Annotated in this window: 2 protein-coding genes; one reads left to right on the top strand and one right to left on the bottom strand. The window is 40.2% G+C overall.

Going from position 1 to position 2,302, the window contains the following annotated elements; genetic code table 11:
• A partial coding sequence (ciaB, locus tag Q0296_RS03050; protein ID WP_298036399.1) for an invasion protein CiaB occupies positions 1-1,720 on the bottom strand: 1,720 nt, incomplete at its 3' end.
• A gap of 90 nt (positions 1,721-1,810) precedes the next feature.
• Between ciaB and Q0296_RS03045 the strand changes: the two genes are divergently transcribed.
• Positions 1,811-2,224, top strand: a complete 414-nt coding sequence (locus tag Q0296_RS03045; RefSeq protein WP_087581367.1) for an acyl-CoA thioesterase — start codon at positions 1,811-1,813, stop codon at positions 2,222-2,224.
• Positions 2,225-2,302 lie beyond the last annotated feature (78 nt).

Genomic DNA, 2,302 nt, shown 5'->3' with positions numbered 1-2,302 from the left:
CTTCATCTTTTGGCAGATAGCTCTGCTCATCTTTTTGGCAAAATTTCTCCAAAAACGTGCTCGCATCAGCTTTTTTGGCGTATGTTTGCGCTAGCTCGTAATAGTTTTGTAAGCAAATTTCTTTAAATTTAGCGTAGGCTTGCTCGCTCATATCCACGCTTAGTTTGCTGTCAAATTTAAGCACTCCAGCTCTAAAAAGCAGGCTAAGATGTATGAGCCCCTCGCAGTAATAAGCCCTAACTTCATCGACCTTTCGCCACGCGATAAGCCCAACCGCGCGAGCTATTAGCTCGTGAAAGACGGCCATTTTATACTCCTCCTCTTCGTGCAAGAAGAAATTTACCAGCCCGCCAGTCGTTGCTTTGTACTCTTCTATAAATTTAAAGACGCCACTTTTATTCATGCTCATCTCAGTATCAAGCCCGATAAAGAGGATATGCCCAAACTCATGGCCGATCGTTGAAATTTCATATACTTTTTTCCAAATTTTTGGCTTTAGAAATAAAATTTCTCTACCAAAATCCAAAAATTCCTTGCTAAAAATTTCAGCCCCAAGCTTCATAAAAGGCTTTGCCTTTGCGCCCTCATAGACGTGATTTACAAAGGCAAAAATTTTCTTGCCGCATTTTGCGCTCACACTCTCATCATTTGGCACGACTTGAGCGCTAAAAAGTCCGTTTAGCTCCGCTGCGTAATAGATCATCGGCACACTTATATAAAGCTGCGTTCTAGCGATATTTTCGCTAACTGCCTTGTTTGTCTCGGCGTTATCAAATTTGATCTTTTCGCAAACGCTTTCGTAAGTTTTTGCTACTTTTTCTTTAAATTTAAGCTCATCAATGCCCTCGCTATCAACCAGCCTGATGTCCCACTCCAGCGCAACCGCGTGCGTGTAGGCATCCTCGTAGTACTCTAGCGGGTGGCCTGGCTGAAGCGCGCCTTTTACATCCATCCACGCTATTTCGGCCTCTTGCCAAGCGTTTATCACCTTTGCATTGTCCTCTTCGCAAAAGGCGTTTTGCAGCTTTTCAAGGTATTTTACGTAGGATTTTTGCTCGTCGCTCTTAGCTAAATTTCTTAAAATTTCAAGGTTTTTTATAAAAACTTTTTTAAGCTCTCCAACCTCATCTTTAAAAGCAAGCGCGTAAGGCAAAAAGCTAAATTTCTCGCCCTCTTTGCAAACTGCACCATACGTTCTATCAGCTCTTACGCCATTACTATCACACTGAAATAAGCCGTTTTTAGTGATGAACTCGTTTGCCATACCAAGATCGCTGAATTTAGCTTCAAACTCTTTGTTTGTGGTGTCTATTATCTTATCTTGCCATGAAATTTGCCACGCATTTAGACTAAGCCCAAGCTCGTGCATAGCCTCCACAAAGGCTTGAAAAAATGGGTCTAAAATTTGCTCATCACGTGCCTTTTTTATAAGCTTTGAGTGGAGATTTTCATATAAATTTCTAACGTAGCCGTAGATCAAATTTAGCACGCGTTTTTGCTCGTCCTCGCCTAAATTTAGCTTTTTTAGCTCATTTTGAAGTGGATCAACTTTAAGATCAACTATCCTTCTTGCAAGGGCTAGTTTTTGGCTCGGCGTGCCATCAAGGACACAAATCTTCAGAGCATCAGTTATGATCTTGTCATCTAAATTTTTATAAATAGCATTTAGCTTGGATTTTTGCGCTTTTGTAAGTTTGTTTAGTCTTTTAAAATCATTCATCTTTTCATCCCTTAAAGTTGCAGGATTTTAGCATAAAGCCATTAAAATTTGCTACAATTTGCCAAAATTTTAAGATCTAAAAGGCAAAAAATGGACATTTTAAAGGACTTTGGCGAGCCTCGCATAAAGCAAGTTATGCTACCAAAAGATACAAATTCAGCTGGAAATATTTTTGGCGGCTGGATAATGAGTCAGATCGACCTTGCAGGTGCGCAGGCTGCTAGAGAAATTTCACCTGAGCGAGTTGTGACGATTTCGATGAAAGAGATCATCTTTAAACAACCAGTCTTTGTTGGCGACGTGCTAAGCTGCTACGCAAAGATCATCGCAGTTGGCAAAACATCGATAACAACGCAGATAGAAGTGACTGCACTTAGACTAAATGATGGCGGCTTTAGAGAGACTATACACGTCACAAGCGCCATCGCGACCTATGTTAGTGTGACAAAAGACGGGCACAAAAAACCGATAGATGAGAAGATAAAAGAGCTTCACGGATTTTAAATTTGGTTGCAATTTATGCAACCACTCCCTAAATTTATTACTTTCCTTAAAAAAATTTAAAAGAATATCAAATTCAAC

This window comes from uncultured Campylobacter sp. (assembly GCF_937890585.1).
Lineage (GTDB): Bacteria > Campylobacterota > Campylobacteria > Campylobacterales > Campylobacteraceae > Campylobacter_A.
Note: the sequence above shows the minus strand (reverse complement) of the source record. Positions and strands in the feature narration are given on the sequence as shown.

Excerpts from the sequence above, each read along its gene's own strand:
- Q0296_RS03045 (WP_087581367.1), top strand. The coding sequence starts at position 1,811 with ATGGACATTTTAAAGGACTTTGGCGAGCCTCGCATAAAGCAAGTTATG.